This window comes from Sporosarcina sp. QA0331 (genome assembly GCF_055808055.1).
In genome coordinates, this window is sequence record NZ_CM147850.1 from 3,759,803 (window position 1) to 3,785,644 (window position 25,842).

General features: G+C 43.3%; 24 protein-coding genes. 10 read left to right on the forward strand and 14 right to left on the reverse strand.

The features are described from left to right. Positions 1-118 precede the first annotated feature (118 nt). Complete coding sequence (dapA, locus tag AC0L13_RS19165) at positions 119-1,003, forward strand: 4-hydroxy-tetrahydrodipicolinate synthase (protein WP_473642332.1); 885 nt, start codon at positions 119-121, stop codon at positions 1,001-1,003. Positions 1,004-1,071: 68 nt separating this feature from the next. On the opposite strand, the gene AC0L13_RS19170 is transcribed toward dapA, so the two are convergent. From AC0L13_RS19170 to AC0L13_RS19205, 8 genes are all read right to left on the reverse strand, one after another. After that, entirely contained in the window at positions 1,072-1,569 is a 498-nt protein-coding gene (locus tag AC0L13_RS19170) for an MFS transporter (RefSeq protein WP_473647137.1), read from the reverse strand. Further along, entirely contained in the window at positions 1,485-2,219 is a 735-nt protein-coding gene (locus tag AC0L13_RS19175; protein WP_473642333.1) for an MFS transporter, read from the reverse strand. The genes AC0L13_RS19170 and AC0L13_RS19175 overlap by 85 nt, the downstream gene beginning before the upstream one ends. A gap of 127 nt (positions 2,220-2,346) precedes the next feature. Continuing rightward, the gene (locus tag AC0L13_RS19180) at positions 2,347-3,150 is read right to left on the reverse strand and encodes a hypothetical protein (RefSeq protein ID WP_473642334.1); all 804 of its coding nucleotides are present in this window, start codon (positions 3,148-3,150) and stop codon (positions 2,347-2,349) included. 552 nt (positions 3,151-3,702) lie between these two features. Beyond that, positions 3,703-4,140: an NUDIX hydrolase gene (locus tag AC0L13_RS19185; protein WP_473642335.1), complete on the reverse strand. Its 438-nt coding sequence runs from the start codon at positions 4,138-4,140 to the stop codon at positions 3,703-3,705. A 21-nt stretch (positions 4,141-4,161) separates the two neighbouring features. Further along, the gene (locus AC0L13_RS19190; protein ID WP_473642336.1) at positions 4,162-4,752 is read right to left on the reverse strand and encodes a dienelactone hydrolase family protein; all 591 of its coding nucleotides are present in this window, start codon (positions 4,750-4,752) and stop codon (positions 4,162-4,164) included. A gap of 62 nt (positions 4,753-4,814) precedes the next feature. Next, positions 4,815-5,672 carry a GIY-YIG nuclease family protein gene (locus tag AC0L13_RS19195; RefSeq protein ID WP_473642337.1) on the reverse strand — a complete coding sequence of 286 codons (858 nt, stop codon included), beginning with the start codon at positions 5,670-5,672 and terminating at the stop codon, positions 4,815-4,817. 117 nt (positions 5,673-5,789) lie between these two features. Continuing rightward, positions 5,790-8,927 carry a DEAD/DEAH box helicase gene (locus tag AC0L13_RS19200; RefSeq protein ID WP_473642338.1) on the reverse strand — a complete coding sequence of 1,046 codons (3,138 nt, stop codon included), beginning with the start codon at positions 8,925-8,927 and terminating at the stop codon, positions 5,790-5,792. Further along, positions 8,900-9,316 carry a (deoxy)nucleoside triphosphate pyrophosphohydrolase gene (locus tag AC0L13_RS19205; RefSeq protein WP_473642339.1) on the reverse strand — a complete coding sequence of 139 codons (417 nt, stop codon included), beginning with the start codon at positions 9,314-9,316 and terminating at the stop codon, positions 8,900-8,902. The genes AC0L13_RS19200 and AC0L13_RS19205 overlap by 28 nt, the downstream gene beginning before the upstream one ends. A gap of 334 nt (positions 9,317-9,650) precedes the next feature. On the opposite strand from AC0L13_RS19205, the gene fmdA reads away from it, so the two are divergent. The 4 genes from fmdA (at position 9,651) to AC0L13_RS19225 (ending at position 12,661) form a co-directional block, all read left to right on the forward strand. Then, positions 9,651-10,829, forward strand: coding sequence for a formamidase (fmdA, locus tag AC0L13_RS19210; protein ID WP_429918516.1), 1,179 nt, complete (start codon positions 9,651-9,653; stop codon positions 10,827-10,829). A 12-nt stretch (positions 10,830-10,841) separates the two neighbouring features. Next, positions 10,842-11,111 carry an FmdB family zinc ribbon protein gene (locus AC0L13_RS19215; RefSeq protein WP_473642340.1) on the forward strand — a complete coding sequence of 90 codons (270 nt, stop codon included), beginning with the start codon at positions 10,842-10,844 and terminating at the stop codon, positions 11,109-11,111. 126 nt (positions 11,112-11,237) lie between these two features. Continuing rightward, the gene (locus AC0L13_RS19220; protein ID WP_473642341.1) at positions 11,238-11,390 is read left to right on the forward strand and encodes a hypothetical protein; all 153 of its coding nucleotides are present in this window, start codon (positions 11,238-11,240) and stop codon (positions 11,388-11,390) included. A gap of 80 nt (positions 11,391-11,470) precedes the next feature. Continuing rightward, the gene (locus AC0L13_RS19225) at positions 11,471-12,661 is read left to right on the forward strand and encodes a M14 family metallopeptidase (protein ID WP_473642342.1); all 1,191 of its coding nucleotides are present in this window, start codon (positions 11,471-11,473) and stop codon (positions 12,659-12,661) included. Between the two features lie 186 nt (positions 12,662-12,847). Here AC0L13_RS19225 and AC0L13_RS19230 read toward each other — a convergent pair whose 3' ends face one another. After that, a complete protein-coding gene (locus AC0L13_RS19230) occupies positions 12,848-13,699 on the reverse strand; it encodes a dimethylarginine dimethylaminohydrolase family protein (RefSeq protein WP_473647139.1) in 852 nt (283 codons plus the stop codon). 148 nt (positions 13,700-13,847) lie between these two features. Here AC0L13_RS19230 and AC0L13_RS19235 point away from each other — a divergent pair, with 148 nt between their 5' ends. Next, the gene (locus tag AC0L13_RS19235) at positions 13,848-14,573 is read left to right on the forward strand and encodes a YqcI/YcgG family protein (protein WP_473647141.1); all 726 of its coding nucleotides are present in this window, start codon (positions 13,848-13,850) and stop codon (positions 14,571-14,573) included. Between the two features lie 158 nt (positions 14,574-14,731). Here the strand turns inward: AC0L13_RS19235 and AC0L13_RS19240 are convergent, their stop codons facing one another. Together AC0L13_RS19240 and AC0L13_RS19245 are read right to left on the reverse strand one after the other, a co-directional pair. Then, complete coding sequence (locus AC0L13_RS19240) at positions 14,732-16,042, reverse strand: D-serine ammonia-lyase (protein ID WP_473642343.1); 1,311 nt, start codon at positions 16,040-16,042, stop codon at positions 14,732-14,734. A gap of 58 nt (positions 16,043-16,100) precedes the next feature. Further along, entirely contained in the window at positions 16,101-16,964 is an 864-nt protein-coding gene (locus tag AC0L13_RS19245; protein ID WP_473642344.1) for a D-alanyl-D-alanine carboxypeptidase family protein, read from the reverse strand. 332 nt (positions 16,965-17,296) lie between these two features. Between AC0L13_RS19245 and AC0L13_RS19250 the strand changes: the two genes are divergently transcribed. The 4 genes from AC0L13_RS19250 (at position 17,297) to AC0L13_RS19265 (ending at position 22,008) form a co-directional block, all read left to right on the forward strand. Beyond that, the gene (locus AC0L13_RS19250; protein ID WP_473642345.1) at positions 17,297-19,333 is read left to right on the forward strand and encodes a DUF7800 domain-containing protein; all 2,037 of its coding nucleotides are present in this window, start codon (positions 17,297-17,299) and stop codon (positions 19,331-19,333) included. Between the two features lie 669 nt (positions 19,334-20,002). Further along, a complete protein-coding gene (locus AC0L13_RS19255; RefSeq protein ID WP_473642346.1) occupies positions 20,003-20,485 on the forward strand; it encodes a DUF2975 domain-containing protein in 483 nt (160 codons plus the stop codon). An 11-nt stretch (positions 20,486-20,496) separates the two neighbouring features. Next, a complete protein-coding gene (locus AC0L13_RS19260; RefSeq protein WP_473642347.1) occupies positions 20,497-20,712 on the forward strand; it encodes a helix-turn-helix domain-containing protein in 216 nt (71 codons plus the stop codon). Between the two features lie 48 nt (positions 20,713-20,760). Beyond that, a complete protein-coding gene (locus AC0L13_RS19265) occupies positions 20,761-22,008 on the forward strand; it encodes a DUF4153 domain-containing protein (RefSeq protein WP_473642348.1) in 1,248 nt (415 codons plus the stop codon). 817 nt (positions 22,009-22,825) lie between these two features. Here the strand turns inward: AC0L13_RS19265 and kynA are convergent. Genes kynA through kynU form a run of 3 tightly spaced genes read right to left on the reverse strand, consistent with a single transcriptional unit; the run spans position 22,826 to position 25,541 of the window. Beyond that, positions 22,826-23,644: a tryptophan 2,3-dioxygenase gene (gene kynA, locus AC0L13_RS19270; protein WP_473642349.1), complete on the reverse strand. Its 819-nt coding sequence runs from the start codon at positions 23,642-23,644 to the stop codon at positions 22,826-22,828. Continuing rightward, entirely contained in the window at positions 23,641-24,273 is a 633-nt protein-coding gene (gene kynB / locus AC0L13_RS19275; RefSeq protein ID WP_473642350.1) for an arylformamidase, read from the reverse strand. Before kynB ends, kynA begins: the two co-directional genes overlap by 4 nt. After that, the gene (kynU, locus tag AC0L13_RS19280; protein ID WP_473642351.1) at positions 24,270-25,541 is read right to left on the reverse strand and encodes a kynureninase; all 1,272 of its coding nucleotides are present in this window, start codon (positions 25,539-25,541) and stop codon (positions 24,270-24,272) included. The genes kynB and kynU overlap by 4 nt, the downstream gene beginning before the upstream one ends. Positions 25,542-25,842: the final 301 nt, after the last annotated feature.

Below are 25,842 nucleotides of genomic sequence, written 5' to 3' on the forward strand. Positions count from 1 at the left end.
TTTATTTTATTATTTCAAGCAACAACGAGCCCTCGTTGTTGCTTTTTGTGTTCTTTTTGCAATTGCCCTTCTCCCTCTATTTTATTTACCAAAATAAAAGACAGGATGTGGAGAAACGATGAATTTCGGACAAATTGTAACAGCTATGGTAACTCCTTTTGATGCACAAGGTGAAATTGATTTCCAAGCAACGAGGAGCTTGATCAATCACTTAATTGCAAATGGATCAGATGGCTTGGTGGTAGCAGGGACGACAGGAGAATCCCCTACGTTATCGAACGAAGAAAAAGTGAAATTGTTCAGATTTACAGTGGAAGTGGTGAATGGAAGAGTCCCGGTCATTGCAGGAACAGGCTCGAATAATACAAGAGAATCAATTGAACTGACAATGCATGCAGAAGATGCAGGCGTCGATGGCATCATGCTTGTCACCCCGTACTACAACAAGCCTTGCCAGGAAGGATTATATCAACACTTTAAGACAATTGCGGCGGCCACTTCTTTACCGGTCATGCTGTACAATATTCCAGAGCGCAGCGCTGTCAACATGTCAGTCGAAACGACCATCCGCCTTTCAGAAATTCCAAATATCGTTGCCGTCAAAGAGGCGAGCGGTGATTTAGACGCGATGGCAGAAATTATCGAGCGTACACGTGAAGGCTTCTCATTGTATAGCGGCGACGATGCGCTGACGCTTCCAGTATTATCGATTGGCGGAACAGGCGTCGTTTCAGTATCTGCCCATGTGTTGGGGAATGAAATGCAAACGATGATCCGCAATTTCAAAATCGGCAACACAGTTGAAGCTGCTAGCAATCATCGTCAACTACTGCCGAAGATGAAAGCACTCTTTGCAGCTCCGAATCCTTCACCTGTTAAAGCAGCGCTGAATCTAAAAGGAATCCAAGTCGGGGGTGTGCGCTTACCGATGATTCCGTTGAATGAAGAACAACTATATTCGCTGGAACGAGCACTGTCTAGCAATCAAGAAGTGACCATATAATTAAAGCAATCCATCCCACGAGCTTTTGTACTCGGGGATGGATTGTTTTTTAATTATGTATCACCTTACTATTCCGTTTCTGATTCGCCTTTATTTTTTCCAGGTTTCATCACAAACGCTCCACCAATTAGGAAAGCTCCGCTAACATAAAAGACAGATACGACACCTACCCAGCCGCCCACCGCCCCAAAAAAGACCGGTGCAATGAATTGAGAAAGTCGATTGGTCATTAATCGAATGCCAAGGACTTCCCCCGTGCGCGATTTTGGCGAAGCATTGTAGGTCGTCGTCATCGAAATCGGTTGTCCACACCCTAATCCAAACCCCATCAGACAGCTAAAAACACAGAAAAGAATGAAGTTATTTGATAACGTGAAAACGAGAAAAGAAGAACCTGCAAGCAAAATAGAACTGAATAACACAACTTCGCGGCCCATCAGCTGCAATAGTTTAGGCAAAACAAACCTGACAATCATCGTCGCTAATCCTTGAATGGCAAGGATCCAACCAATTGTGGAGGTTGAGATTCCGATTTCTTTCCGTACAACGGAAAGTAGGCAACAAATATGTCCTTTGAATACAGCACAAGTGCACTTGAAAATAACGCTTTTTGAATAAGTGGTTCTTTCACTAATTGTAGCGAAGAGCGGAGACTCACTTTTTCTGCAGGCTGCTCTTTTAGTATGACTGGTATATAAAAAGCAACGGCGATCAAAAGAATACAAATAATCATCGATACGAGAAAACCGGCCGAATAAGAAAAATGCTCGGATAAATAGCCACCCATTACAGGACCTACGAATGCCCCTGCGGCAACCGCTAATGCAAACATACTAAAATAATAATCCCGAGTTTCTTTTGTCGCATGATTGCCAAGCACATTTTGTAAAGAGATAGCAATAAAAATACTGGAAGAACCAACCAAAACTTGGCTGATATACAAAGCCCAAATCGATTCAAATAAATAAGGAACCAACATCCCGACGGCCATACCTAGTAAACCAAGAATAACCGGAAGGCGATCACCGATTGCATCCGTTATTTTCCCTGCTTTAATTGCGATTAAAAGCGGCAATGCGGCAAACGAAGCTGTCAGTATTCCAATCTCCAACATGGAAGCATTCATATCGTATGCGGATAATGTAATGATTGGACGGGTTGCATTAATGACGATTTGAAAACCAAGAACAATAAGTAACACAATTCTTAATAGCATGGATGCTCGCCTCTTTGATTCAGCTGGATTGTAAAAGCCTCATAGTTGATTGCGAAAACTATTTGAATATCTTAACACATTTTTCTTAATTTTTTCTCAGAAAGTTTATTATAGCATTCTTACACTGTCATCTTTTAGGACAATAAAACCCTTCCACCAACACGTCAAACATCATAAACATATCCTTGAAATACGTTTCATCCACCAACTTGTCCAGCACACCTCTGAAGTATCCCGGCATGTTGCGAATTGCCTTTCTTTTCGTTGCCAAGATGGTGATTGTCAGCGCACGATAGGCAAGATCTTCGAAGATGCGCTTGTCCTCTTTATAAATCTCATACTTTAGCATTCTTTCCGAAATGGATTTGTGAATCCCATAAAGTTCACGGGCCTTTTTCGTGTCTCCAATCGTTCCTGCAAGAAGGTTTTTCATACGACTGAAAAGGCTTGTGGATAACTTTGACGATTCTTGTAGAGACGTGTATTTAAGATCTTTAGCTTTTAAAATAGATTTAGAAAGTACAGCTTCGTCTGCTGGAAAATGCTCATTCACTGCGTCTTCAAGCGGTTTGTCGTCGTGGTCACGGTCGTTCATTTTCCCCTGGTCATCGAAGGGTAAAATGATGTAAATGTTGGCGCCGAGACCGCTCATGACAGGACGAATGTAGTGAACTTTCTCGATGATTTGCAAGTGAACAAGTTTCTGGATGGCGCGACGGACAGTTGCGTTTGACTTCCCGATCGCTTCTTCAATCGTTCCATGTTTCAAATGGGCCGCCCCATATTTCACCGAATAACGTCGGATGACGTCAAGCACCTGACGATCCGATTTCGTCAATTCATCCCAGTGACGTACAACATGCCGTTCCGCAGCTGCGTCCATTTCCTCGATTGTGGCGAAACGTGAGTATTCTTTCAAGTAATACATCATGTTAAACTCCCCCTTTACCCTCTATATAGAGAGGAGGGGTCAAAAAGGATACTTTTCATGAAAAAAAATTTCGAAACGTAAAACTTTCCGATTCGTTGAAAGAAATGTCTGAATTCTATATAATGAGGGTAGAGAAAGTGCACAGAAAAAAGGACCGCCCATTGGTCGCACATTGGACGGTCAATGTAATAGCGTCAGTTCCCTATGGGATCGGCAGAATGGTGAAAATATTCCATCCTAAATGAGCCTTCAACTCAAGGATGGATTATTTTTTTTCGTTTGATGACAATATAGCTATGATCAGCGCTGCAAATGTAAATACCAGCAAATAGAACTACGTAGGGTTCGATTTGCCTTAATTTCTGCGACCTTTGCAGAAATTAAGGCATCAGCACTCTTAAGAGGACGTCGCAAACATAGATTGCCCTTTACGGGAAAATGGCCGATCATCCTTGAGTCACCTTTTCTATTACTCTTCTATTTCGCCACACATACGTTCCCATTTCTTGCTATATCATAGGATAGCCATCCCCATTATGCGGCGCCATTAAATTAAACCGAAAGACCTTTCTTACGAACATCTTCCGCTTTTCGGATATAATCCTTCAAATAATCCGCAGCTTCGGGGTACTCGTACACCTCTTCAGGCGTCATCCAATACACAGCCGCCACCTCATCAGCACTCACTGCACGGGGTTCACCGCTAAACCGCTCGCACAAAAAGATAACATTCACAACCGGCTCCCCTTTGTCCGTCACAAAGCTTGTACTATGTACATATTGTGGACGTCCTTCAATGACAAGCCCTACTTCCTCCTCCACTTCCCGCGCAACGGTACGCTCTAAAATGTCCGAAGAAGCCCCTTCCATCTCAACTTTCCCACCAACTAACGCCAATCCGCCAGGCGCGTGTTCTTCCTTTTCACTTCGTTTGCATAGTAAGTAGCGGCCGTCCTTGTATATGGCTGCTTCTGTGTTGACGATGAACATATTATCCACTCCATTCTTATTTCATATCTCCCTAATAAAACTACTCATTTCGCGAAAGGCCTCTTGCGATGACATTTCATCGAATCGATCCGAGTATGGATCATCAAAACCATGTTCCCCTTCAAATTGACGATAGCTTACATTCTTTTTCTGTAATGACAACAGTAATTCAGTGACGTCAAACGAAGGCTCCTTCCGAGGGAAAAACAACAAAACTGGACAGCTCGGCTTCAGTTTCGAAAACTGCCGAATACGCGAACCATAATATCCAACAACACCATCAATACGCCCATCCTCACTACACAACCAAGCTACCGTCGCTCCTACACTAAAGCCAACAATAACGACCTTTTCATAAGCATTCCGCACGTCATCAATCAGATCATCCACTTGATGCTTTGCAATTAAAAACCCGACATGATCCATGAAATAACGATAAGCCTCTTGTTCCTCCGCATAGTCAAAAGCTGGCCGGCCCAATAAATCCGGGCAAAACACATCAAATCCCTGTTCACCCAAGGAGCTGCAAATATCCTTCATATGCCGATTCAGCCCATAGATCTCGTGTACGACAATTACCGCGGTTGATGAACCTTGTTGAATGATGTTCAATACGCACCCCCACTTTGAGTAATAAAAAGCAGAACTCCAGAAACAATGGAGCTCTGCTTCTTTTATTTTTCCTTATTCCTCTTCTCATTTAATCCGTCCCAAAACATCCACCCGTTTTGTGAACGACCGGAACAGAGCTCGGCAGGCGTGCTCGGTTTATTGAACTCAACATCGTCAATTAACTTCGCAGAACCTTCATCAAGCTTGATGGCTTTGTTTGATTCAATCAACTGCTCATACCGTCGAAGCGATCGCCGATAAAACGTACCTCCATCGCTCCAATCCTTTGTATGTTCAAGTGGTGCATAAATGATCGAATTGGTTTGCAGGATGAATTTCCCATCCGCAAGTCGAATCGATGCTTCATACGGTGACTTCGCCTCAAAAACTTCAACTTCATCATCCACTTCAATCTCGTTTGGAACACTCGCACGGAAAGAAACCCCTAACGCCTCCAGCAGGAATTGAATATGGGAGGCAAATGAATTAAGGGTCGATCGATTGAACACATTGACGTTTGGCTCAACCGTACGCATATCCCGATTATCCAAACTGTACTGCGTCTTGGAAAATGCTTGGATGAAATAATACTCCAAGTAATCAATACTCAACTTATCAAAACTGTTATTGTCCGTCACAAATAATATGCCAAACTGCCAAAAATCTTTTTCACGCAAATGCGATTTGATCCGGTGAATGCCGTTCACGGATTGCCCCACATACACACTCGATTCATCAGAATCGGAAAACAAAAAATAAACGGCATGATTGTTTGCATACTCCAACGATTCAACATCATTCAAGCGACTTTTTGTAAAATAAAACCCCCGGATCTGACTCGTCGGATCCTGAATAATACGCAAAGAGTTAGCGTGCTGCGTGTCCGGAAAATAAAACATTACTGTGCGATCATTCTTCATTTATTTCCACCTCAAATATTCTCCGTGAACGTCTATGGCTCAGTTCTTTGATGATATTAGTTCTAAGCTGGCTAGTGTTGAAGGAATTGCTGATTGAGCTTAGTTGTTTGCTAATAATTATAAAACACTTTTATTTGCCACTGGTAGTAGCCATGCAGGTATCCGTTCATGTAATCGCCACTCAAAACTAATTGGCTTATTGCCCTCATGTCTCACATAATCAGCAGTCCCTAGGAAAACAAATGGCGAAGTATAGCCATCTTTCTGTCTATACTCTCTAACAAACAGGGCAATTTTATTTCCTGTTTGTCTATGATTAATGTATCGCTTTCCAGTCGGGCTCGAGTCTGAAGTCTTATTCTGTGATTGCCAATGGAATAGTCGATCACTTATCGCATAGTCTTCATACTGTGTTGACGGTGAGAAATCTTTGTCCGATTTGTTTAATGTGATGAAGAATATATCGGTTTGTTTATCCTCAAAGTATTTGACTCCTTCTCGGAATGCTGGTTTGACTTCTTCATTAAAATAACCAAAAGCTGCAAGCACTTGGTCAGATGTATATTGCGCATGAACACGGAGTGGAAATGTATAGCCAAATGGCGATGGCTTTTCAACGGAACGGATTTTATCCATACACACGTCTAGCACTTGCTGTATTTCACTTTTAAGCACTTCAGCTGATATGAGTTTTTGTATACCATCGTGCATTGATGTAAAACCTAAATTTCCTGGCGGTGCGTCGAAGAATGAATAGTATAACATCCCCACCATCAGATGTTGTTCTTCATTTTCAATTAACCCACCTACTAAGTATTTCTGATAAAATTCGATTAGATCAGCTGAGTCTAGATGAAACAAAGCATGAATCCGCTTTGTTACAACCTCCTCATATTTGCTGTCAAAATCATCTGTGATCCCCGCTTCGATTTTGAGCCTTTCAAAGGACCTGTTTCTTCCCCTACCATAAAATTCAGCAAGCGTAAGATGATGATAATGAAGAAAGTTTGATAACGTAAGCTGGTCCCCTGTATCCTCTTCAAAGTATTTGATCTTCGTAATAAGATTTTGTTTAGTATTTTTTACTTCTTTTACATTCCGTAATATATATTCCTTCGCTTGCTTCTCCATTTGAATGACGGATCCTTTCGGTAAATGAAAGAATCCATTTTCAATATAATGTCGAATGGAATGCTTCGTCCTTCCAACCAGTGCCCGAAATTTCTCTTCGAATGGATAATCTGCGTGAGCTTGCCCTACAAAATCTAATACAGTTAAACACTCTTTGTCGTCTGCAAGACGTAGTCCCCTACCTAATTGCTGTAGAAATACGGTTAGACTTTCAGTCGGTCGCAGGAATAGTACTGTATTAACTTCTGGAATATCGATTCCTTCATTGTATAAATCCACAACAAATATAAATTTGATGTCACCGTTTACTAATTTAAACTTCGCTGTATTCCTCTCCTTATCAGAAGATTCTCCATGCAAAGCGATGGAAGGAATTTGCTTTGAGTTAAAGTAAGAAGCCATATAGATCGCGTGTTCAACCGACACACAGAATCCTAAAGCTTTTACTTGATCTAAAGCAGTAACATACTTATTGATGCTGCGGATAATAAGATCGCTTCGACGATCATTGGAAGTATAAACATTTGTGAGCTCATCAGTATCATAACCTCTTCTTGACCATTTAATAGCTGAGAGATCGACATTATCCGTTACACAGAAATAATGAAAGGGACTTAACAATTTCCGGTCGATCGCCTCTGTTAATCGCATCTCAGTTGCAATTCGGTCGTCAAAATAACTAAGTACATTTTGATTGTCCATTCGTTCTGGGGTAGCTGTTAGCCCTAATAGAATGGTTGGCTCATAATATTCCAATAAGGTTCGATATGTTGGCGCGGTAGCATGATGGAATTCATCCATGATGATAAAATCATAGAAATCAGCAGTTGTTTTTTCTATCATCTTTCTACTATTCCAGCTTTGGATACTCATAAAAAGTTGGTCGAATGAAGTAGGTTCAAAACGCCCGACAAACATTTCTCCAAAGTTGGCGTCCTTTAAAATCGCACGAAAAGTATACATACTTTGCTTAAGTATTTCTTCTCTATGGGCGATAAACAATAACTTCGCGTTTGGTTTCTGCTGTAAGAAACGCTTGAAATCAAAGGCGGAGATGACTGTCTTGCCAACTCCAGTAGCCGCCACGATTAAGTTTTTCATATGCCCATGTACAGTACGTTCTACTTCCAGTTCGTCTAAAATTTCTTGCTGATAATGATATGGTCGAATATCCAAGTAATACTGTTCTTTCGTCTCCGCCACTTGTTCTTTCATCAAAGAATTGCGAACTTTTGACCAGTTTTCTTCGTCGTTTGCCGACAGGCTTTTAAACTCTTCATCATTCCAATAACCTTCGAAAGTCGCTTCAAACTTCCGTATAATATCAAATGAATCTTTCTCTGTTACTTTTAAATTCCACTCAAGTCCAGAGGTTAGTGCTGGGTTGGAAAGGTTTGAGGAACCTATATAAGCAGTACTAAACCCTGTTTTTCGTTTGAACAAATATGCTTTTGCGTGTAACCGTGTTCTTTCTTTATCCAAAGAAACCTGAATTTCAGTATTAGGGAGCTTGCTTAGCTCTTGAAGTGCTTTGTAATCTGTCGCTTCCATGTATGACGTTGTAATAATTCTTAGACTGCCGCCACGTTCAGTGAAATTACGAAGCTCTTCAATAATAATGCGCAAACCAGACCACTTCACAAATGAAACCAGCCATTCAATTTCATCAGAAGTAGCAATTTCCTTTTTTAATTCCTCCAACATATTAGGCTCGGCATGTGATCCGGTGAATAAAGAGCTTTGTGTTAATGGGGTAACAGGTCTAACCCCTTTTTTCTTTTTTAGAGATTGAGCAGTATTAATTGTTTTATAAATCGAGGTGAGAATTTCTGCATGCTCATCTAATTTAAGTCCCGCAAAATCATCATCATTTAATTTTTGGTGAAGCACATCAATGATTTCATTACAAATTTGAATTTGTCTAAGGAGTGCATCTTCCTTATTTCCACCATCTCGAATATGTGATAACGCATTCTTAGTTACAGATGAAATATAACTGGATAAAAGAACTCTTGCCTCAGCTTCGTCTATTACTTCCTTTTCCACAGCAAATATAGCTGGAAGCTCGTCCAATGCAGCTTTAATTTTCTTGTTTATTAATTGTTCATAAATCCCTTCTTGCATTGTTGTATCACCCTTTCGACGGCTGGAATGTCTGCTGGTGCCCATTGCAATGAATATAGTTCTTTAAATGGTACCCATTTTAATTCACTATGTTCATAAGGAGTTGGTTTACCATTAATTATTTCAGCAAAATAGGTTACTAAACGTATTGTGCTTGAATCGTATAAGTAGGTCGTGTCTTCAATAAAATGCCCCACTGCAATATCACAGTGAAGTTCTTCTTTTATTTCACGTAGCAAAGCTGTCTGTGGTGTTTCACCTACCTCAACTTTACCGCCGGGAAATTCCCAATAACCAGGTAATGTCATATTCTCCGAACGTTTAGCACAGAGAATATTACCTTCTTCATTATGTATAACCGCACCGACTACATGAATGATTCTAGTCATTCCAAATCTCCTCTAGTTAACTTAATTAATCAATTCTAGCTTTTGTGCATTCTATTACTATTGTAGCATTTTTTCTAACTAAAGCTAAATTAATTCGGAAAATTCAACAAGTCAAAGTATCCTGTGTGTTCTTTGCCTTTCATCAGCTAATAATGACTCATCCAGTTTAATCAATACACATTCCCTTCGACCTCACTGAATTCCATCATTATCCAAATCGCCTGTTTAATTCCCCATCAAAATATAATTTTACAAATTTCTTATTTATTTGACAGTTAAATATATTATTGCTACTATGAAAGCGCATTCGAAATCTATGATTGGGGGAATAGGAATGGCGAAAACGATGTATGCACTTGATTTGAGTAAGCCGATGGAAGAGCAAGCACATCCGGGTCACAATCGGTGGCATCCGGATATTCCTGCTGCTTTTTCTGTAGATCCTGGTACTTCTTTTAGAATGGATTGCAAGGAATGGACGGATGGGCAGATTGGAAATAATGATAGTGCGGAGGATGTCCGGAAGGTGAATCTTTCGCGTGTTCATGTTTTGAGTGGCCCGGTGTATGTGAATGGTGCGGAGCCTGGTGATTTGCTTGTTGTCGATATTTTGGATATCGGGGCGCATCAGGGGTATGAATGGGGTTTTAACGGGATTTTTGCGAAGGAGAATGGCGGAAGCTTTTTAGTGGACGAGTTCCCGGAAGCACAAAAGTCGATTTGGGACTTTGAAGGTATTTATACGACTTCGAGGCATGTGCCTGGCGTGAAATTTGCGGGGCTTATTCACCCGGGACTTATCGGTGTTGCGCCTTCTATGGAGCTTTTGCAAAAGTGGAATGATCGAGAGCAAAAACTGATAGATACGGATCCGGATCGAGTGCCTGCGCTAGCGAATGCTCCTACTTCGGAAAGTGTTGTACTTGGTACGTTATCGGGTGCAGAGTTTGATAGAGTTGCAAAGGAAGGCGCACGTACTGTGCCGCCGCGGGAAAATGGCGGAAACTGTGATATTAAGAATTTATCGAAGGGATCGAGGATCTTCTTCCCGACTTTTGTCGAAGGGGCGAAGTTATCTGTCGGCGATCTTCATTTCTCGCAAGGGGATGGAGAAATTACGTTCTGCGGCGGGATTGAGATGTCCGGCTGGATCGAGTTGAAGGTGGACATTATTAAGGGCGGCATGGAAAAGTATAAGATTCATGAAAACCCTGTGTTCCAGCCTGGTCCTGTTGAGCCGAACTATAATGATTACCTTGTGTTCCAAGGGATTTCGGTTGATGATCGCAATGGACAACAGACGTATTTGGATGCGAATATTGCATTCCGCAGAGCTTGCTTGAATGCGATCGAGTATTTGAAGACTCTTGGGTATACGGGCGAGCAGGCGTATATGCTTTTGAGTACCGCGCCGGTTGAGGGGCGTATTAACGGTATTGTCGATATTCCGAATGCTTGCTGTACAATCGCGATTCCTACTCAAATTTTCGATAAAGACATTATGCCGAAATAAGGAGGAATCGTTTTGCCTAGTTATACATTCCGTTGCAAGGAGTGCGGTGAATTTACGCTGTTCTTCAAGTCAATGGCTGGCAATAAAGAAATAGCAGACTGCCCGGACTGTGGACACGTCTCAAATCGAGTCTTTTTAGCACCTAACCTGCATTCTCTTTCTAGAGAAGTGAGTTCACGGATCGAAAAAGGAATGGAACCTCAGCGAATGACGCGAGCTGAATTAGGGGCTAAGCAGCCGAAGAAAAAGTCGAAGGTCAATCGTCCTTGGCAAGTCGGATAAGTAAATAGGACAAGCTTACATCCACAGAAGCGTTCTAGGCTAATGTGGATTTTTTTACGTTAGATCATTCGTATATCGAAACCCCGATTGGTTACCCTATCTGTAAATTGAAAGGGAGTGTTACCGATGATGCCTGAACGCGAACGAGCGCCGCTTGCGGAATTGAATGAGGAACAGTTGAAGGTATTGAGTGCTTTGGAGAATGAGCTTGGCGTGACGCTCGTTGCTTATGAAAGTCCAATGCATGATGACAATCATATTGTAGAATCGGAAGTTTGATCGGTAAGGGCTATCTTCGGATGGTCCTTTTTTAGTTTCCCCTCATATACTGGATGAGTTATGTAAAGAGGAGGAGTGGCGTGGACATTACAGTGCGACCGGGAGATTCGCTCTGGTACTACAGCCAACTATTTAGAGTTCCAGTTCAATTGATTATAGATTCGAATCGTGATGCAAACTTACAGGTCCTTTTGGTCGGGCAACGCATCCGAATTCCGGGATTTGTGGCGTTTGAAGTGCAAGTCAATCAGGGAGAATCGTTATGGTTAATTGCGCAGCGAAGAAATGTCCCCATCGAGACAATTTTTCTTGTGAATCCATCGATAGATCCAAACCGCCTGCAAGTTGGGCAGACAATCCGTGTTCCTTTGCGCATCACTTGGAGGCTCGTCAACGGTGAGCAAACGTATAGCTATGAAATGATGATCAACGACTTGAGAAGACTACAATCTGTGTATCCCTTCATCCGGAACACGTCAATTGGGAATTCGGTTATCGGAAAGAACATTCCAGAGATTCAACTTGGAACCGGACCGAAACGGGTTCACTACAATGCCTCCTTCCATGCAAATGAATGGATTACAACGCCCGTTCTTATGACTTTCCTTAATGACTATTTGCTTTCCCTTACGAATCAAACTTCGATACGAGGCTTAACGACTTTCCCTTTATACGAGCAATCTACCTTGTCTATTGTCCCAATGGTGAATCCTGACGGAGTTACACTAGTTCAGGAAGGACCACCGGATACGGAGCCATGGAGAACGAGAGTCGTTGAATGGAACAACGGCAGCACAGATTTCTCTGGATGGAAGGCGAATATTCGAGGTGTCGATTTGAACGATCAATTCCCGGCCAATTGGGATTTGGAGCGGGAGCGCAATCCGAAAACCCCGGGTCCCCGGGATTATGGAGGAGAACGACCACTCTCAGAACCGGAAGCGATCACGATGGCAGACCTGACGAGGGAGCGGGATTTTGCGTGGGTACTCGCATTTCATACACAAGGTGAAGTCATCTATTGGGGATACCAGGGATTGGAACCACCTTATTCGGAAATTATGGTCAATGAATTTAGCCGTGTAAGCGGCTACGAGCCGGTCCAAACAATTGAAAGCTATGCCGGCTACAAGGATTGGTTTATTCAAGATTGGCGAAGACCTGGGTTCACTGTCGAGTTGGGTTCTGGAATCAACCCTTTGCCAATTACCCAGTTTGCTGAAATCTATGAAGAAGCTTTAGGCATTTTTCTAGCTGGACTCTATTTATAGATAGCTCCAGCAATTTTATGCGTGCTTTCAAAGATTTATGCGCGAAAATATCGATTTATGCGTTTCTTGTTGGATTTATAAGTTTTTGAATGGATTTATGCGGTTTTCTGACGGGTTATGCGTGAATATCAGCATTTATGCGGTTTTAGAATTGATTCCACTAAAAAACCTCACTTTTCGTGAGGTTTATTCCCGCTCGAGCGGCATCGAGCAGCATCGGAAGGAGCCGCCGGATTTGATGATTTCGGAGAAGTCGACTTCGATGACTTCGAATCCGTTGGCGCGCATTGCGGTGTTGACGTTTTCATTTTGCGGGAGGCTGAATACTTTGCCGTCCCCGATCGACAATACGTTTGTACCCATTGTGAATTGCTCTTCTGCCGATACTTCGATCAGCTTATAATTGTTCGAAAGCGTTTCAACCATGTCTGCTGAAAGTGCTTCCGGAAAGATCAAGCCGATTTCGGGTGACAGTATGTTGAATACACAATCAAGGTGTAAGTATTTTTCATTGAACGGTACGCGGATAATAGTATGTTTTGGCAAATCTCGCTGTAACTTGCGGACAGCTTCGTTCGATGTGCGGCTACTAATGCCGACATACACTTTGTCGCGATCAACGATGACATCCCCGCCTTCAACTCTGTCTGTCGTCGTCTGGTAAGGAATGTTTTCGTCTTCTAGAAATTCCTCTAGCGCCTCTTCCTCTCCCTTTCGAATATCGCTCGCCATTTCAGCGACAAATACATCCTCTCCGACCGTGAAACCGATGTCCCGCGTGAAGACTTGCTCGGGAAATTGTTCTGATGAAGGTAGCTTGATCACTTCTACGCCGTGTTCACGGAGCAGCTTTTCGAATTCCTCATGCTGCTTCATCGCCAATTCCACGTCTATGTTTTCATCTGCATATTGCTTTTGGGTATCATTGATGACATCTTCAATTGCCATGAATTTCGGCTGGCAAAGGATAACTCTCTTTAAAGTATCATATTCTGTATTAACGTTCGTTTTTGACTGATCTTCCACAGGGGAACTCATGCATTCATCCTCCACATCTTTTTTCTCCATATCGTCTATTCCCTCTTATGATTGAACTAAACCATTAGTTTTACGCTCCCCTGATAAGGGAAATGGACAATTGAATATAAGTTGGGGGGAATTATGATTGATTGATGAAAAGACTACTATGCTGTTGACGAAAGAGGATTTTGCAACACGACCTGATTTACCGGAATGGTTATTGAACAGTTATCGGACATTCCATGCGACGGTGACGGATAAGACGTTTCCATGTTATTTCGGCATGGGTGGCGAATTGAAGGGTGAATTGCGTTATGCGTATGTGACGCAGGACGATTGGTCGAACTTGCCTTCCGCGTTACATGCCTTTTTGAAGTTGTTCGATGATCCGAAGCATAAGCGTCATGGGCTATTCGTCTTCGTAGAGCCATTTGAGGCGGAAGGAGAATTGGAGTCATACCGAAAGCAATTTTGGGACATTCTGCAATATTTGCATGACGTCGATGAAGTGGAGTGGCCAGCTAGTAGTCCCCGCGATCCTGATCATTATTTATGGGACTTCCATTTTGGTGGTGAGCCAATCTTCGTATTCGGGAACGCGCCTGCCTATAAGCAGCGGAAGACTAGGGATTTGGGGCAGTCGATGGTGCTCGGCTTCCAACCTAGACGCATTTTCGAAGGATTGAAGGGTACCGAAAAAGGTGGCATCATGTCGAGGGAAAAGGTGCGTGAACGTGTCGAAGCGTGGGATCAATTGCCGAAGCATCCGGATATTAGCCATTACGGAGATCCTTCACATAATGAATGGAAACAGTTTTTCATCGGTGACGATATCGAACCAATTGTCGGGAAATGTCCGTTTTCGCATAAGGAAATGAAAGGGGCCGAATAAACGGGCCCTTTTCATATTCTATTTCCTGATGGTTATTTCTATATTTCCCGCTTACAGGCTTCATAGTTCGACTTGAAAGTCCTATTTGTGGCGGTTGAAGGAGAGTCTATTGGCGGAATATTTCCCGAAATCCGTCGATTTCCCGGGAAATAGCTCGATTATTTCCTGCCGATTCCGTAGTAAATATCCATTTCATTTTCAGGCACCATGCTGCCGCCAGTTGCCCAGACAAGATGGGTTGCTTTTGCGTCATTCGCAAAAGGTACTTCATTACGGATTACTTGAACAGGTCCTGTCATCCCCGCAAGAGCTGACGGTTCGAGGCGGATGTCTTCAGTATCGGCAATCATTGTCAATAGCTTGAACATCGTTTCATCCGCAATTGTGTAGCATCCTTCAAGGAGCAGTTCCATCTTTTTGCCGACGAATGCAGATGGTGTACCGACTGCAAGCCCGTCCGCCGCTGTTTGATTGTCCAAGCCGAAGTCTGTGACTGAAACTTTGTCATGCAAGCCTGTCATCATGCCGATTGTCATGCATGGTGAATGGGTCGGTTCCGCGAAGAAGCAATGGACATTGTCGCCGAATTGAAGCTTCAAGCCGAACGCAACACCGCCAGGTCCCCCGCCAACCCCACATGGCAAATAAACAAATAAGGGATTGTTCTCGTCGACGATTGTGCCGCGTTCTTTTAATTGCGCAGCGACCCGTTCTCCTGCAACAGCGTAACCAAGGAAAAGATCAAGTGAATTTTCATCATCGACGAAGTGGCAAAGTGGGTCGGCTTCTGCCTGGCGTCTGCCTTCCTCTACCGCTTTGCTATAATCATCTGCATATTCGACGACTGTCACACCTTTTTCCCTAAGGAGATCCTTCTTCCATTGTTTCGCATCTGCGGACATATGGACGGTAACATTGAAGCCGAGCTTCGCGCTCATGATGCCGATGCTCAAACCGAGATTTCCCGTCGAACCGACAGCTATTTTATGCTTTGCAAATAAATTACGTAATTCCGGTTCTGCAAACTTTTCGTAGTTGTCTTCTTTGTGGATGAGTCCGTGTTCGATAGCAAGCGTCTCAGCATGCTTCAACACTTCATAAATGCCGCCACGTGCTTTAATGGAGCCTGATATTGGAAGTGCATTGTCTTGTTTCAACAGTAATTCCCCTACTATTTCTGCTTCATATGTAGCGGCGAGTGCTTCTTTCATCTTTGGAATCCTCGTAATCGGCGATTCGATAATGCCGTTTGCCTCTGATGTCTCGGGAAATACTTTTGCGATGTACGGAGCAAAACGTTTCAACCGATCGCTCGCGTCTTTCACGTCAGTCTCAGTAATGCCCGTTTGAGTGATGCCGACTGCACTGTCGCCGTTCAACGGGTTCCGCCACATTATTTCCTGCTTTTCAATAATTTTTTGCAGTAATGGCAATTTTTCGATCCACTTGGCTTTTTCGGTTTCATTCACAGTTATCGACCCCTTATGCAAATATTTTGTTTCATTATACCATGCAAGGTCGTTACTTCTACGATTCATTTAAAACATAACGGTCGATCAGATCACGTGTCAGTTCGAATCGCGGGGCAGTATCTTTGCTGTCCTCGCCTACGCCTATGACGACTGTGATGATCCGTTTCCCTTCGTAGATGCCTGTGCTAGCGAAACATGGCCCTGCTTCTTCGGTATATCCTGTTTTCAATCCTTCCATTCCTGTCATCGCTTGTGGCATTCCCGGGAGCATAAGGTTCGTACTCCATAGCTTTGTCCCTTCGCTTGTTGTAAAGTCTGTCATGCGGGTGAATTCCAGCACTTCGGGATATTGTGTGAGAAGTTCGTTTGCAATAGCAGCAACATCCTTGGCGGAAGCACGGTTCGTCTCTTCTTCATCCAGTCCTGTTGCATTGATGAAGCGAGTGTTGCGCAAGCCAAATCGTTTTGCTTTCTTATTCATCTCTTTCACGAATTCCTCTTCCGAACCGCTCACCATCTCAGCAAGCGCGATAGCAGCATCATTTGCTGAAGTGACGGTCATCGCTGTAAATAGCTCACGGGCACTGTATGTCTTGTTCTTGTCCATCCCTAAAATGACGGCATGTCTCGATTGGTATAAGGCGGCCGAGGATGGCTCGTATTGGCTGTCCCATGAGAGACGGCCGTCGGAGATCGCTTCAAGGACGATATATTGGGTCATCAGCTTTGACATGCTTGCAATCGGCAGTGCTTCTTTCGCATTTTGCTCGTAGAGGATTTTTCCCGTATCCGCCTCAAGGACGATAGCGGCCTTCGCCTCGTGGTAGAGGGGATCTGCTTCTTTACGAGCGTCTTTATCTTTAATGAGGAAGAAAAACGCCAATGCGGCGACAAATAGAATCATAAGTGTTTTTTTCATTGGAAGAACCTCACCTTTTTCCTTTAATACATCTATTGTCTACAAAGAATATGAAGATTCATGCATGGATTTTCTGAAGAATTTCTGAAGATGGGCAGAGTGAAAAGTCCCAAAATGAGCATAACCTTGTGAGATTGCTCCATAACAAGCCGTAACTCGAGCATAACTACGCCCAATTGCGACAAAACTTCGCCAGATTGCGCCATAACAACCTCCAACTCGAGCAAAATCTTTTGGCAGAGATGGCAAAGCCCCTCATCTCTCTGCACACACCATCGTCATCAAGACTGAATACGCTAGTAGTAATTACGTCAGTGATGGTGGTGATTTGCATGGAGAGTGCGGGGATTTTAGCAGGGCCGATGTTACGGCGGGTAGATACGGAATCTGTTGCCATTTGGGTTGCGACGGACCGTCCTGTTGAGGTGGACGCTGCCGTTTATTGTCTTGACACGCTTGTGCCGCTTGACACCGCCACGAATACAACATCAATACGAGCAGGCCATCGTTTGTTCATTCACCTTGTGCAGGTGCGTGGGCAATTTCCAACGGATACACTCCTTGGCTATGACCTGCTTTTTCGCGTTGGAAAAATTATAAATAATTTGGCAAGCCTCGGGTTGATTCACAAAAATGAAGATTCCATCACATACGATGGACTTCCCTACCCTTCGTTTTTCATCCCCGCTACTGCAGCTCCAACTTTTCTATATGCATCTTGTCGGAAATTTCATGGAAAGGGAGATGATGCCCTCGTTGCAGCAGATGCACTTCTGCAAAGGGAAATGAGGAATCTTGCAGGACGGCCGAGCACTTTGTTTCTTACAGGCGACCAAATTTATGCGGATGATGTGGCGGATCCTTTGTTCCCAGTCATCAGAACGGTCGCCGAACACTATATTGGTAATGAAGATCTTGGGCAGTTCGATCCGAGTTTGCAGGAGAAGCCATTTGCAACGGCCATTTGGCAAGTGAATGGAAGGCAGTTTATAACAGAACGATTTTGTCGGTTCACTTCAGCCAATGCTTCGAATCATTTGCTCACGTTTGGTGAGTTCGCAGCGATGTACTTGCTCTCTTGGAGTCCGGCGATATGGGAAGGTATATTTCTCCCTACGTTTGATGAGTTAGTGAAGGAAAATGGCTTATATGTTTATTTTCCAGAGGATCGCAATGAACTCGAGCAATATCGAGGACGTTTTGAAGAGCAGACCAAGAATCTTCTGGAGGCGATCGGTTCGCTTCACCGGATACGCAGGCTTTTTGCAAATATGCCTACGTATATGATATTTGATGATCACGATGTGACGGATGATTGGAATTTATCCGCAGACTGGCGCAGTGCAGTGCACGCTTCACCTTTAGGGAAACACGTTATTGCGAACGGGCTATGTGCATACTGGGCGTTCCAAGGTTGGGGCAATGAGCCACAACGGTTCGGGGAGGGGTTCCTACAGTCGATGTGTAGTCATTTCGACGGGTTCATTGCTGACTCAACTGCTTATGAGGTTTGGGCGAATCGGCTTTGGTCATTTAACGGCTGGCAATTCGTGGCGCCTACTACACCTGCTGCGCTATTTTTAAATACGAGGACAATGCGTCATTTTGAGAAAGACCCGAAACCGGTGAAAGTCGGGCGAATGTATAAAGAGACGGTCCAGACACCGAGATTGATTAGCCCGTCCGGTTGGAAAGTGACGGCGCGGACCCTTTTGAAGTCTCATTGGACACGGGGGGATCCACTCATTGTCGTCTCGCCTACTCCATTATATGGATTGGGCTTGATCGAATCTGTTCTTCATTCATATGTGTATCCACTACGTGCGCTCGGATTTCCGATTCATGAAGTGCTTGATTTTGAGGCATGGAAATATAACGGCAAAGGATTCACCGATTTCATCGGGCAGCTGTTCCATTGGAGTCTGTCCCAGTGCATCATCCTGTCAGGAGATGTCCATTATGCTTCTGCGGTCCGATCGCGCTTGACGTCGAAACGGGAAGTGCTAGATATTTTACAGTTCACGAGCAGCCCGTCCCATAATATGAGCTTCTCCGGTATTTGGGGAAAGCTTATGAAAATTGCGATTTGGGGCAATGCGAGACGGCGAGTGAAAAGGACGATTTATCGGTATTGCGATGACGGGTTTTCGATTCGTAATGGCGTGAAGGCGATTGATTGCCCGAAGGATGCGAAATGGCAGGAAGGTCTCCGTTATTTGGAGATGCAGACGGGAGCGATTGTCGAGACCGAAAACAATATCGGGATAGTTACCGTAGGGAAAACCTTTGTCAACCATTCTTTGTTGCAGATGAAAAGGGGAGAAATAAGAGAGATTCGATTTGAGGATATTGAAGCTTCGCCGGGATGAGCTGGCGAGGCTTTTATGCGTTTTCCCGTCGATTTATGCGTACATTTTTGGATTTATGCGGCTTTAGGCAAATTTATGCGTGTATACTACGATTTATGCGTTATTTGACACGTTTATGCGTTTTTAGCAGAGGTTATGCGTGTTTCGCGGAAGTTTCGCTTGTTTCCGTGTCTTCGTCTCGCGCTGTATTCCTTTGACAATTTTAATAAAGAGGCCATCTAATTTTTATCGGGTTCGGTTGATGGGGAGAAACACAGAGTTCGGGGACACAATTCGCATATGAATTGATGTCCCTATTTTTCTTGTTGTATCAACATTTAGATGCTTTATATTGATGAATTGGTACCCCAATTGTGCCTTTGTTAATTCCGTTGTTAATACACGTGCTAATTGGATATTGAAAAGAAAAATATAGTAGGAAGACGAGAAATCTATGCTGAAATAAATTAAATATTGAGAAATGATGATCTCCAACTAGCGGGGCAGGTTAGCTGTACAAGTTTTAGATTTAATGGTTTAAAGTTATAGAGCATTTCTTTGAATGAGAAATGCTTTTTATCTTTGCTTAAAACAAAAACTCGCAATAAATATTTTATCCAAGTCAATAAAATTTTATTGCAAAACGATAAAATATATATTAACATCAAAATAAATAAGTGAGGTGCTCTTATGGGAAAAGTAACAACGCTGTTTTTAAAAATAGCTGTTATTCTTTTAGGAATCCTAGTACTTGCTCTGTGCATCTTTTTGGTGCCTGAGATGGCGAATCTTGCAGCAAAATTGTTTCCAGAGTTTGCTTATATAAAATATCTCGTTTTCATCGCTTTTGATGTATCGGCGATACCTTTTTACTTTGCTTTGTATCAGGCTTTCAAACTCTTACGCTATATTGACAAAAATAAAGCTTTCTCCGATTTATCTGTAAAAGCTTTAAAGAAAATCAAATACTGTGCCATCACAATCAGTATTTTGCATGTGCTAGTTTGGCCGCTCTTCTATATCTTTGCGGAAGTAGACGACGCACCAGGAGTTATCTTTGTCGGATTGGTTGTTCCTTTTGCTTCGATGGTTATCGCAGTCTTTGCGGCTGTTCTCCAAAAACTTTTACAAGAAGCAATTAATATCAAATCAGAAAATGATTTAACGGTCTGAGGTGAATAACAATGGCAATTATAATCAATATTGATGTGATGTTAGCAAAAAGGAAAATGAGCGTAACAGAACTTTCGGAGAAGGTTGGAATAACAATGGCGAACCTTTCTATATTGAAAAATGGAAAGGCAAAAGCGATTCGATTATCCACTTTAGAGGCAATTTGTAAGACTTTAGAATGTCAGCCTGGAGATATTTTAGAATACAAAAGTGTCGAAGACAGTTAAACATTGTGGAGGAAACTTAATATAAAAATTATTGGGGGCGGTATAACGATGGACATTGACAATTTGATTATTAAAAATATAGCTAACCCTCATGAGCTGGAGAGAATGTATAGAAAAGACCCGAAAGCTTTTAAAAAATCATTCTCACACGCATGGGACCAAAATCCTGATTCTCAGGTTCTTGGTGTTTGGTATGAAAGATTGAATTTCAAGGAGATGACAAATACAGAGAAATCTTCCTTGTTTCAAAAAGGTTTCTTATTCATGGGCATTTTAGCCATTCTGGCCGGGATAAGCACCAGAATCATCTTCCATTTTGTCGAACAGGAAGCAATTGCTCCAATTAACCTGGCTTTTGGTATAATTCCCTTTATTGCTGCCTATATTGTTTACAATAATACTCCGAAAAAAAGTGTGATTTATTCCCTTGTAGCGTTGTTCCTAATTTCCGGGTTTTATCTTAATATGCTGCCTATAAATTATAAAGACAGTATTATCCTTGCTTATTTACACCTTCCCATATTCTTATGGGTATTGGTAGGAATTGCTTTTACAGGAAATGAATATTCAAAAGGAAGTACAAGATTAGCCTATATTAAATTTAATTTGGAATATTGTATTCTCTACGCCAGCATGGCAGTTAGCGGAATGGTACTAGCAGCATTAACCATGCAGTTATTTAGCTTTGTTGGATTGGATATAGAAGACTTCTATTTTAGTAATGTCGTTTTATTTGGTGCTGCCGCTCTCGCTATTGTGGCTGCATACCTGGTATCAATGAATCTTAAACTTGCTAAGAATATTACACCATATATAGCTAAAATTTTTAGTCCTCTTGTCCTGATCACATTGTTGGTCTATCTTATAACGGTTATATGGGTCGGAAAAAATCCATTCTTGGACCGCAATTTCCTGATAGCTTTCAACGGAATACTCCTTGGTGTATTGGCCGTTACTATATTTTCCATTACCGAGAGCGACTCAGACGAGAAAAAGAACATTTCAGATTATATAAATTTCGCCTTAATTGTTCTTGCGCTTATCATTGACAGTGTGGCTTTGTCAGCCATCGTATTCAGACTTTCTTCTTACGGGATTACGCCTAATAGACTTGCTGTTTTAGGCGTAAACATACTTATCTGGGCAAATCTAATTTGGATTATGCTCTCCTATATGCGTTTTCTACAAAACAAATCCGGACCTTCAACTATCCAAGATGCCGTTACAAAGTATTTGCCGATCTACGGACTTTGGGCAGCTTTCGTTACATTTATTTTTCCTATAATTTTTGATTAGAAAGGCTCTGTTAATGTAACGAAAAGCTAATTTTCTATATCGTATAAAATCCTTAGAGCCGATATTATGCAGCTTTTTATACAGAGTTGCATAATATCGGCTTATTTTCATTACTAAAGTTATAAAGAGGGTATTCAAACTAGAAGACATAATATATTGTTGCAACTGGACTCTTTCAAATATGTCCAGTTCATGTGCCCAACGAAAAAGGACATCATGAAACGTATTGGATAAGCTAAACTTGCAGGTTTTAAGTTTGAGTTTGATTTAGATTAAATGTGAAAAGATGTACTTACACCAAAGAGTGTTTGTTGAAGAAGAATTAAGTAATATTATGAGTGAGGTCAGACTTTAGTTATTCAATTAAAGAGCGCGATCGTTGAATAAGCTTCACGATTCTTCTTCAACGAACGGGTGCTTTAGTTCAATAAGGATAGTAGAATATTTCGCCAAAAAGCGCTCAGATTTCTGAGCGCTTCAGAGTGTAGACAAAGTCGTTCTTTAGCGTTGTCTACACTCTTTTTTGGGGAAATCTGTAATGCATCGGGATTTCTTCAGCCTGATTGAAAACGCTTGTCAGCCTAGGCGCGAAGTGGAGCGAAGACGCGAATAGAACTAAAGTTCATGAGCGGACGAGCGACACGAGCAACAACGGATGCGAGCGTTTGTCAACAGGCTGAGCGCTTTTACTTGTTTTTTATATAACTATTTCACTGTTGAAAGATATGCTGATTAACCTGTTATTTACGTTTGTTAATTGCTCTTTTCTCCCCATTAACCGAACCCGTTAATCTTATTTAATAGCCTCTTTTTTCATTCACAGTTTAGTACGCACATCCCACAGTTCAGGGAAGAATTTATGGTCTAGGACGGATTTCAAATAGTCTACGCCCGACGAACCGCCGGTGCCCGTTTTGAAACCGATGATCCGTTCAACCGTTTTCATATGGCGGAAGCGCCATTGCTGGTGGCTGTCTTCGATATCGACAAGCTTTTCGGCGAGTTGGTACAAGTCCCAATAACGATCGACATCGCGGTATACTTCGAGCCATGCAGCTGCCACGGTCGAATCACCTTTGTATGTTACGGAAAAATCGCGAGTGAGCAATTCCTTGTTGATTGGGAATCCCGCACGTGATAGAGCGCGGATGGCTACGTCATAGATTCCAGGTGCTTCATAGGCAATCTTTAATTCACCCGCAAGATCAGGGTCTTTCTCATAGATTTTCAAAATATGTGGCTGCTTGTAGCCAAGCGCAAATTCAATCAGTCGATTTTGGTATGACTGGAAGCCCGATGCGCGACCGAGGCTTTCCCGGAACTCCATATATTCGGCAGGCGTCAACGTCGAAAGGACATCCCACGCCTGGATGATCTGCGTCTGTACACGGGAGACGCGCGCCAGCATTTTGAACGCTTCCGGCAGTTCATCTTTTTCAATCAGCTCGATTGCAGTATTCAGCTCATGCAAAATAAGCTTCATCCAAAGCTCGCTCACTTGGTGGATGATGATGAACAGCATTTCATCGTGGTGGCCGGATAACCGTTCTTGGCTTGTGAGAACTTTATCGAGACGCAAATACTCCCCATATGTCATATTATCCTTAAAATCCGTATGAATCCCTTTATCATTCATGACTGCCACTTCCTAACGACCGCGCGCACTGGACTTCCGTCTCCGCCCTCAATCGGCAGTGGCAGAGCAATCAGTTCGTAATCTCCCGGATCGATTGTGTCCAACACGATGTTTTCCAAAATAAGCACACCATTATCATGCAGTGAATGGTGGGCATCCAGCGTCTTGCTCTCTTCCGGATCGACGGAAGGCGTATCGACCCCGATTAGCCTTACCCCTCGTTCCTTCAATAAAGGACCGAGATCCGGCCGCAAAACGGTAAAGTTCTCCGGGAACACATCCTGATTCGGACGGCTTGATGTTTTTAATAAAACCCGATTCACGCCCCCGAAATCGATTCCTTCCAAATCGGATTTTCCGACGCTTTCAAGTCCCGAAACATCGATAACACGTGCCTTTCCGATATAGACATCGATTGGCAGCTCATGCACTTTCATTCCATTATCGTCATAATGGAACGGCGCGTCGATATGCGTGCCGATATGCATGCTCGCCGTCATTTTTCCGATATTGACGGAACCCGTGTCCGCTTTCAGGAACCTGACCTCATAGGAAAACGGCGTGTCCCCTGGCCATTCAGCGATTCCATTATGCAGCCGCTGTGAAATATCAATCCAATCCCCTGTCATGCGACAACACCCCTTTTATTTTCAAACTTCTCGTATCTCTTTTCATCCATGATAATTTTCAACTTCTGTATCGTATGCCAAACGTCTTCAAACGAATTGTAAAGGGCGACAGGTGCTAACCTGATGCCATTCGGAGCGCGGAAATCCGGTATGATGCCATCTTCCTTCAACGCCTTGCAAATACGTGCCGCTTCCTCGTGTTCGAGCAGCAAATGGCCGCCACGTGTTCCGTCGATCGGATTTCCGATTATGAAGCCCAATCCCAGCAGCTCCTGTTCGATCAATTCAATCATATAGCCCGTCAATTCCAGTGATTTCGAACGGATTGCCGTAATGCCCACTTCCTCGAACATGTCGAGGGAGCCGATGACCGGTGCTAGACTTAGCACATGGGGCGTACCGATTTGATACGCACCGACGTCCGGCGCGGGATCCATCGTATGATCCATATCGAATTGCGACTCCTTATTCGAGCCGAACCAACCGGCAAGCCCCGGTGACTTGCCAAAATGCTTTTCATGGACGAACAAGCCCCCGACAGAACCTGGTCCGCCATTTAAATGCTTGTATGTACACCAAAAAGCGAAATCCGTCCCCCAATCATGGAGTGAGTGCTCGACTGCACCTATTGAATGGCAAAGGTCGAAACCGATTGGGATATTCCGTTCATTCGCAGCTTTCGTCAACTTTTCCATATCGAGCACTTGCCCGCTTCGGTATAACACCGCCGGCAACACGATGAGCGCCACGTCGTCGGTCATCGCTTCAATAATGTCATCTTCATCTAAATAACGGCCATCTCGACTTTTTACGCGGATGAGATGCGTGTCAGGATCGTAGCCTTTTAGTCGGAGCTGGCTTTTCAGCGCATAAATGTCTGAGGGGAAATTCAATTCGTCTGCGAGGATTTTTGTTTTATTGCCGTCAGGCTTGTAAAACGTCGTGACGAGCTGATGCAAGTTTGTTGTTGTGGAGCCGGTCGCAATGACTTCTCCCTGCATTCCCCCGACAAGAGGCGCCATTTTCTCCCCGACTTGCTCGGATAAATAAAACCATGAATGCTCCCCTTCCGTCCATCCGTCGATGCCAAGCGTTTTCCATGACTCCAGCAATTCCAGTAGCGTTTGTTCAGCACGTTTCGACAATAAACCGAGTGAATTGCCGTCCATGTAGATCGTGTTAGCCGGTATGTAAAATTCATCCCTATAGGAAGCGAGTTTGTCTTGCCGATCACGTTCCTGTGCGTTTGATAAAGTGTGTTGTACCATACAGATCCCCCTTTTGTCTTGCTAAGGAAAGCATAGCATATTGGTGGGGGCTAGGACATTCTGAATTTGTGGATTTTTCGGAGTGGGAGGGGCGTTGCTTTGGGCGGGGGCTGGCTTGCTTTGGACGGCGACCCCTCAATTTGGACGCGGGGCGGCCTGCTTTTGACGTGCGACCCCTCACTTTTGGACGCGGGGCGGCTTGCTTTGGACGTGCGACCCCTTACTTTGGACGCGGGGCGGCCTGCTTTGGACGTGCGACCCCTCACTTTGGACGCGGGGCGGCCTGCTTTGGACGTGCGAC